General features: G+C 29.5%; 6 protein-coding genes. 1 reads left to right on the top strand and 5 read right to left on the bottom strand.

Going from position 1 to position 7,812, the window contains the following annotated elements:
• Positions 1-74: 74 nt before the first annotated feature.
• The 5 genes from WMO19_RS09335 to WMO19_RS09315 form a co-directional block, all read right to left on the bottom strand.
• Positions 75-1,820, bottom strand: a complete 1,746-nt coding sequence (locus tag WMO19_RS09335; RefSeq protein ID WP_349171579.1) for an ABC transporter ATP-binding protein — start codon at positions 1,818-1,820, stop codon at positions 75-77.
• On the bottom strand, positions 1,813-3,588 hold the full coding sequence (locus WMO19_RS09330; protein WP_349171578.1) for an ABC transporter ATP-binding protein: 1,776 nt from the start codon (positions 3,586-3,588) through the stop codon (positions 1,813-1,815). Before WMO19_RS09330 ends, WMO19_RS09335 begins: the two co-directional genes overlap by 8 nt.
• A gap of 116 nt (positions 3,589-3,704) precedes the next feature.
• A complete protein-coding gene (locus tag WMO19_RS09325) occupies positions 3,705-5,168 on the bottom strand; it encodes an ABC transporter ATP-binding protein (protein WP_349171576.1) in 1,464 nt (487 codons plus the stop codon).
• On the bottom strand, positions 5,165-5,878 hold the full coding sequence (locus WMO19_RS09320) for an energy-coupling factor transporter transmembrane component T (protein WP_349171575.1): 714 nt from the start codon (positions 5,876-5,878) through the stop codon (positions 5,165-5,167). The genes WMO19_RS09325 and WMO19_RS09320 overlap by 4 nt, the downstream gene beginning before the upstream one ends.
• Before the next feature lie 4 nt (positions 5,879-5,882).
• Positions 5,883-6,464 carry an MptD family putative ECF transporter S component gene (locus WMO19_RS09315; RefSeq protein WP_156849657.1) on the bottom strand — a complete coding sequence of 194 codons (582 nt, stop codon included), beginning with the start codon at positions 6,462-6,464 and terminating at the stop codon, positions 5,883-5,885.
• Positions 6,465-7,000: 536 nt separating this feature from the next.
• Here WMO19_RS09315 and WMO19_RS09305 point away from each other — a divergent pair.
• A partial coding sequence (locus WMO19_RS09305) for an AraC family transcriptional regulator (protein ID WP_349171573.1) occupies positions 7,001-7,812 on the top strand: 812 nt, incomplete at its 3' end.

Raw genomic sequence — 7,812 nt, 5'->3', positions numbered from 1 at the left:
TTTTTCAAGCCTCTTGTAAATTATCAACCCTACATGATATGTGACTCAATTTTAGCATTTATTTTATCTCCTTATTATATTTTCCAATTTTCTACTTTACCCCTGATTCTCATAAAACTTCTATATAGTCCCTCTTCTTCTATTAAATCTCTGTGTTTTCCTCTTTGAACAATTTCCCCATCGTCCAATACAAGTATTTGGTCTGCTTCCTCTATTGTTACAATTCTATGGGCAATAATAATTACAGTTTTTCCTTTACTTAAATTAGATATGGCTCTTTGTATTAAATATTCATTTTCTGGATCTATGCTAGATGTCGCTTCATCTAATATGATTATAGGAGCATCTTTTAGCATAGCCCTAGCTATAGATATTCTCTGTTTTTCTCCTCCTGATAAGGCTTCACCACCTTCACCAACAATTGTCTTATATCCATTTGGTAATTTCATAATAAAGTCATGGCACTGAGCTTTTTTTGCTGCATTAATTACTTCTTCTTTGCTAGCACTAGGCTTTCCAAATTTTATATTATTTTCGATTGTATCATTAAATAGATATACTTTTTGAAATACTGTGCTTATATTAGAAAGTAGACTGGATAAGGTTAAGTCCCTTATATCTACATCTCCAATTTTTATACTACCTTCCTTTACATCATAAAAACGTGAAATAAGATTACATATTGTCGTTTTACCTGAACCTGATGGGCCGACTATAGCTGTTATTGTTTTTTCTGGAATTTCAAAGGAAACATCTTTTATAATAGGTGTCTTATCGTATGAAAAACTTACTCTATCAAAGATAATATTATGATTTTTTAAGGGCAAATCTTTTCCTTTTTCATCTAAAAAGTCTACACTCTCCATTTTGTCCAAATTATCCAATGTTTTATCCAAAATCTCTAACACATGGGTTGCCGAGTTTACATTTTCTACAGAAGCAAACATAATAAAGGAAAATATAAACACAGCAATCATAATAGGCATTTCTATTTGAGCCTTTATAGTCATAATTCCAGCAAATATAACAATTAAAATTGATGCTAGTTTCAACGAAAATAGATGTAAGCAGTTGAAGGGTGTGTACTGACTTTCAATTTTAATATTAGTCTGTTTGCTACTTAAAATAGCCTCATTAAAATTCTTAAGACTAGCATCATCTTTATTAAAAGCCCTAATTGTTGGAAGTCCCATTACAAGCTCCATTGTGGCTTCCACCAAATTATTTTGAGCCTTATGGTAAGGAATAGAGTTTTTTTCAGAAAACCTGCCAAGCAGTGCTAGGAATATATATGAAGTCAATACCCCCGAAACAGCTATTATCGCTAATTTCCAAGACAAAAAGGAGATACTAAGTATCATGACAGCTGCCATTATATAGCCATTAATCACAATATCTATCATTTTCATGGCATAATTTTCAAAAAAAGATAATTCCGTAGTCACAGCACTAGTAAGTTCTCCTGGGTTGTTTTCTTGAAAAAATCCAAGTGCTACTCTTTTTAGTATATCACCGATTTGAATTCTTTGGTCAGCGGTTACTTCATAGCCTATACTTTCTTGATTTACAGCCTTAAGGTAGGAGGTGGCATATCTACCCAGAACAAATATAATCATTAATATTGTAACTATAAGTATTTCTTTCTTCCCATAATTACCTTTATCAAAATAGTTCTTAAGAATGAGGTTGAATACGTATACCGATAACATAATAGGCATAGAAATAAAAACAGAGTTTAAAAATGAATAGACAAAACCTTTTCTCATTCTTTTTTTATATTTTTTGGCCCATTTTAAAATTCTACCTGTAGTTTTAAACATAGCTCTCTCCTCCTGTATTAAAAACAGTAGACTTTGTTTTTGCTCCTATATGGGATAACCACATATCTTTATATAGGATAGATCGTTTAAGAAGTTCGTCATGACTTCCTACGTCTAATATTTTCTTGTTGTTTAACAAAACTATTTTATTTGCATCTTTTACAGTAGACAATCGATGAGCTACTACTATCAATGTTTTGTTTTTTGTTAAAAGTTTAATTGCTTCTTGTATTTTTTCTTCATTGTCTGGATCTATAAATGCTGTAGCTTCATCAAGTAGGATTATAGGTGAATCCTTTAACATCATTCGAGCTATAGAAAGTCTTTGCCTTTGTCCTCCCGATAGTTTACTTCCAAGGCTTCCTACATTTGAATTGTATCCATCTTCAAGTTCCATAATAAAATCATGACAAGCGCAGATTTTTGACACCTCTATTACTTCTTCATCACTTGCATTAGAATTTCCCATTCGTATGTTTTCCATGATGCTTTCGTTAAATAAGAAGTTATCTTGAGATACATAGCCAAGCAAATCATTAAGCTGTTTCAAAGGTATATTTTTGATATTTTTCCCACCTATTGTTATTTCGCCTTTATCTATATCCCAATATCTTAAAATAAGTTTAACAATAGTGGATTTTCCTGATCCAGATGGTCCAACAATGGCTGTAAAAGAATTTTCAGCTATATCTAAGTTTATGTTATCTAAGACTGTATTTTCATCATCATAAGAAAAAGATACATCTTTAAATTTTATGTTCATTGTATCTACATCAACTTCTCTATCAGTGGAAATAAGGTTGGGTATTTGTAAAATTTCATTTATATCCTTTATTGCATATTCTATACTTTTTAACAGATTTACATAGTTTGTAAACTGTGTAAGAGGACTAACTATCCCTAGGGAAAGCATTAAGCATATGCAAAAGTCAGCTGGAGTTAAAGATCCTTTTAAATATAAAATCATTCCTACTGGTAAGGTCCCTAGAAATGTTGATGGTAACACAGAGCTTGCAAAATTCATAATATTCCATGTTGATTTAAACCAATTTAAAGTATGTTCCTTGTATCCATTTACAGCGTCCTTATATTTCTGGTAGGATTGGCTATCCTGATTAAAGGTTTTTATTACTTCAATACCACTAATGTATTCTACAATCGTAGAATTCATGTATTTATTTGACTTCATCTGAGCCTCATAAAGTTCATTAAAGTTTCCCATGAGTTTTTTATATGCAATTAGAGCCAAAGGAACCGTAAGAAGCATCGCCAGTGTCATTTCCCAGCTTATGAATAACATGAAGATTGCAATAGCCACTGATAAAAATAAAGCAGATATACATTCTGGTATGATATGGGCGAGAGGCAGTTCAATTGTTTCAACCCTATCTACAATAATCGACTTATACTCTCCTATTGTCTTTTTTGACGCATTTCCCATAGAAATATTAAGTAATTTTTCACCTAATCTTTCTCGAATACTTCTTAAAATTGTATAAGCAGATATATGTGATAATGATGTTGATATTCCATGGCAAATATACCTTACTGCATAGGATATGATTGCAATAGCTCCATAATATACGACACATTCTATATTTGCCTTCTGCTCCATAAATGCTACAATTAGCCTATATACTGCCCAATAAGGTATGATACTAGAAAACACACCAATAATTGCCATAATTACTGACAAAATTAACTTATCTTTGCAATTCGATGCAAATTCAAAAATTGTTTTTATCCAATTATTATTCAACAGAACCACCATCCTATTCTATTTATTAATACTTCTATATTGTTTCACCATGTCACTGGTCCTACTTTATTTATAATATGTTTTAATATATTATAAATAATATTAAATTATACTTTTATAGCCTTTTATATTTGATTATCACAAAAATAATCCTTTAATTTTTCATTTCCCTTATTGTTTAAAAAATAAGAATCCTTAATTTCTCCATCTTCCAGATGTATAACATAATCACAAGTTTCTAAAATCAGCTCATAATCATGAGTTACAATAATTTTAGTTACATCGTCTGAAAGTTCCTTTACAAAATTTGAAAACTCAAGCATATTGTCCCTATCAAGTCCTGAAGTAGGCTCATCAAAGATTAAAATTTCCCTTTTAGAGACTAATGCTGTAATTATAGCAAGTCTTTGTTTTTCTCCTCCTGATAAAGTCATAGGATGGGAATCAAATTTACTCTTTAAATTAAATTTATCCAATATTTCATTTATCCTACTATCATCAATTTTATCAGTTGAAATTCGTATCTCCTCATTTACGCTTTCCGTAAATAGTTGATGATTAACGTCTTGCATTACTAAAAATGACTTTTTAAGCATTTCTTTATTTGTATGTGTTTTCCCATCAATCACAGTTTTTCCATTAAACTTTCTTTCTAAACCGCATAGACACCTTGAAAAAGTGGTTTTTCCTGAGCCATTATTGCCAATTATTGCAATTGTATGATTTTTGGGAATTACACAATTTGTTATATTTAAAATTTGTTTATCCTTATTATAAGAAAAGAAAAAGTTTTCGATGCTAATAAAATTTTTACCAACTCTAGTTTTATTTTTATTTCCTTTGCACATTATAATGTTTCTTGTTCTTAATCCTAATGTCTCATAATCAGGTTCATTAATATTTTTAAAGGAAATAGCTGAATAAGTTTTCTTAACCTCTCCATTTTCTAAAAAAATCACTTCATCTATCAAATCCATCAAATAATAAATTCTATGCTCAGCTATAATTATTGTTTTATTTTGTTTTTTCCAATATTTGATAACTTCACTTAGTTTTTTTATAGCACATTTATCTAGATTAGACGAAGGCTCATCCATTACAATAATATCTGGATTGCTTACTGCTAGTGAAGCACATGCTATTAACTGTTTTTCTCCTCCTGATAAATTAAATATATTTTTATCTAATAGGTGGTCTATTTTGAATTTGGCAATTACATTTTCTAAATTTTTACATATTGTTTTTTTATCAACTCCCTGATTTTCTAAGTTAAATACTAATTCACTAGTTGTATCTATATTGTAAAACTGGCTTCTGGGATTTTGAAATACAGTACCTACTTTTTTTGATAATTCATACATAGGAATATTCTCAATATTTTCGCCATATATTTTACATTCCCCATGAAGATCGCCTTTATAAAAAATAGGAATTAAGCGATTTATAGTTCTTATAATTGAAGTTTTCCCGCAACCACTTTTCCCGCACAAAAGGTAAACTTTTCCTTTTTCAAAATCTAAATTGATATTTTTGATAGCATCTACTTTATCATTTTGGTATTTGAAACTTACATCATCTAACTTAATCATAGCTTCACCTTATCAAAGAAATAAATAGCCCAACATAATATACAGGAAGTTATAAAGACGACATCTAAAAACTTAATCTTTATATCAAAATAATTAGTTCTTTTTATTGGATTATCAATTCCACGAGTCAATGAAGCTGCTATTAACTCATCACCTATTGTAATAGTTGATACTATAAATGGAATAATTCTATACTCAAACATTTTTGCAGGACCATTTTTCCATGAAATAGCTCTCATAATCATCGCATCTTGGATATAAGAATATTCTTCTTTCATTGTTGGGAACATACGCAATAATACAGAAAATGGTACGATTAGCGTTTTAGGAATTTTTAATTTCTCCATGGCTAAAATAAATTCACTGACCTTTGTTGTAACAAATAAATAATATGCCATTATAAAACCCGGTAACATATGCGTAAATATTCCTACCATAGCACCTAATATGAAATTCAATGTTCCTTTAATATTATTACTTAAATTACTATCTATAAAAAATAGCAAACCATATAAAAAAAGTAACTTTACAAAAAGTGTTACCTTACCATCACTAAATAGCAAGAATATGGGGGTCAGTGACAAAAATATTCTCACATAGAACATATTGCCCTGAGTCCCTCCACTAACTAAAATGGTACTAATAGTAAGCACCAATAAAATTTTTGTCCTTGGATCTAATTGAAATATTTTTTTTTGATTGATATTCATAATTTTATTTTATTCCAATTCTCATGAAATGTTTCTTAAATATGCGCACACCTAATTTTGCTCCGATGAGTCCTGAAATGAAAGTAATAATAATTATAACTGGTAATGTCCATGTTGGGGTTAGAGACATTAAAGTATCTACATAATCTTTTCCATAAGTTTCTAATTGAGAAGCAAAAAAATTTGTTCTATCTATATACATTCTTAAGCTAAACCCTACACTCCATAAGGAAAAAATTGCATAGCCCAATATTGATCTTTTTAAATCTTTATATCCTCCTGATTTCATAACTAAATCAGCCAATAGACCAAAAACAATCCCAAATAAAAGTACAATTACCCCACTCCCCATAAGGGAAAATACTAATCCTGATAAAACTCCCATTAATGATACCATTCCAAATTTATCTACTTTTGAAATATATAAGATACATGGTATTGCGCCAAATATAGCCATTACCCCTCCTAAGAAAGGAATCATGATTGGTAAATATCCCAACATCATAGACGCAAATATTACTACTAAATATAAAGCAGTAAATATTCCAACTGTCATTAAATCTTTAACTTGTAATTTTTTATTCATTTTTTTTCAATCCTTTCACAATAATAAATTTAACCCGATTTTTCAGAATGGTTTAAATCAAAGAGCTTATAGCATGCTTTCTCTAAACCATCAATTCTTCTTTCCCTCAAATTTGTTTCAATCGTATATCCCAATACATGTGAAAATATCGTTGAAACAAAATAAAATATCGCTCCACTTCTTAATGCAAAGACTGATTTTAATGCTATGCACTCTGCACCAGATAAATCTGCACGGATAATTAAGTTATCTAAAAATCTGTAGATTAAATAATATCCATATACTGTAAGTACCGCAGATATAACAGAAAAAACTATGGAGAAAACCCCAAGATATTTTATCCTCTACATAAGCAAATAGTTTTTATAAATCTTCATAATCATCCGCCTTTCTTTAATATCCCTTTTAGATATAAGTTCGCTTAGTTGATAATAAATATCATTGCATTTTTATTATACATGAGTTACAATTACTTATACAATAGTTTTGAATTAATAAGGCTAAATGGAATATTGTCTAAAAGGGATAGGTGTGTTATGACTTATTATGATTTTGTAAAAGAATATATGAAAGTAGATGAATGTAAAAATAATAAGAAATATTCAAGTGCAGGGCATACATTTTGTTGGAGTAGAGAAGATTTAACTTATGCAGAAGGGCTTTATTGGTTCTATGAAGGCGATGGTTTTATTATTGGTATACATGATTTTTATATCAGTGAAGAAGTAGTTCAAAATAATACTTATAGTATGTCGGACTATGTTTCTATATACACTAGCTACATAGTAAGTGCAAACGGTGAAAAATTTAATCCTTATCAAACACTTACTGCAAACTCCTTATGTGCTTTTGATTTTGATAATATAAAAGATGACTTTCTGTTTTTATTACACGAGAATTCAAATTATCTTTCTGTTTCTATAGGCTTTAAAAAAGAGCTTTTGGAAAACCACCTATCAGCCATTAATATTGATCCGGAATCATTTTATAGGGCTTTACTTCAAACTAATCAAATAATACTTACAAAGTCTTTAGAAAAAATGGCAATGGAAATATTAAATTGTAAGATGGATGCTCCAGCTGCTGATTTTTTCTTTAAAGCCAAAGCAAATGAATGGGTAAGTATAGTAATAGATACCTACTTAAATAGAAAGAAATATAAAATTGAAACAGATGATAATAAAGCACTTGAAGATGTAGCCAGATTTTTAGATGATCATTTCGCCATGAATGTAAATCAAGAAACTCTTGAAAAAATATCTACAATGAGTGGGACTAAATTAAAAAATCTATTCAAAGAAAAATATGGTCAAAGCATTACAGAATATACTCAAAGAAAAAGAATGAA

The sequence above is a fragment of the Peptoniphilus hominis (ex Hitch et al. 2025) genome (genome assembly GCF_040096015.1).
Classification (GTDB): domain Bacteria; phylum Bacillota; class Clostridia; order Tissierellales; family Peptoniphilaceae; genus Peptoniphilus_A; species Peptoniphilus_A hominis.
The sequence above is the reverse complement of the archived record's forward strand: the minus strand, read 5'-3'. Positions and strand labels throughout refer to the sequence as shown.

What these genes read in the sequence shown, in the direction of transcription:
- WMO19_RS09335 (WP_349171579.1), bottom strand. Translation starts at nt 1,820, where the DNA reads ATGTTTAAAACTACAGGTAGAATTTTAAAATGGGCCAAAAAATATAAA.
- WMO19_RS09325 (WP_349171576.1), bottom strand. Translation starts at nt 5,168, where the DNA reads ATGATTAAGTTAGATGATGTAAGTTTCAAATACCAAAATGATAAAGTA.
- WMO19_RS09320 (WP_349171575.1), bottom strand. Translation starts at nt 5,878, where the DNA reads ATGAATATCAATCAAAAAAAAATATTTCAATTAGATCCAAGGACAAAA.
- WMO19_RS09315 (WP_156849657.1), bottom strand. Translation starts at nt 6,464, where the DNA reads ATGAATAAAAAATTACAAGTTAAAGATTTAATGACAGTTGGAATATTT.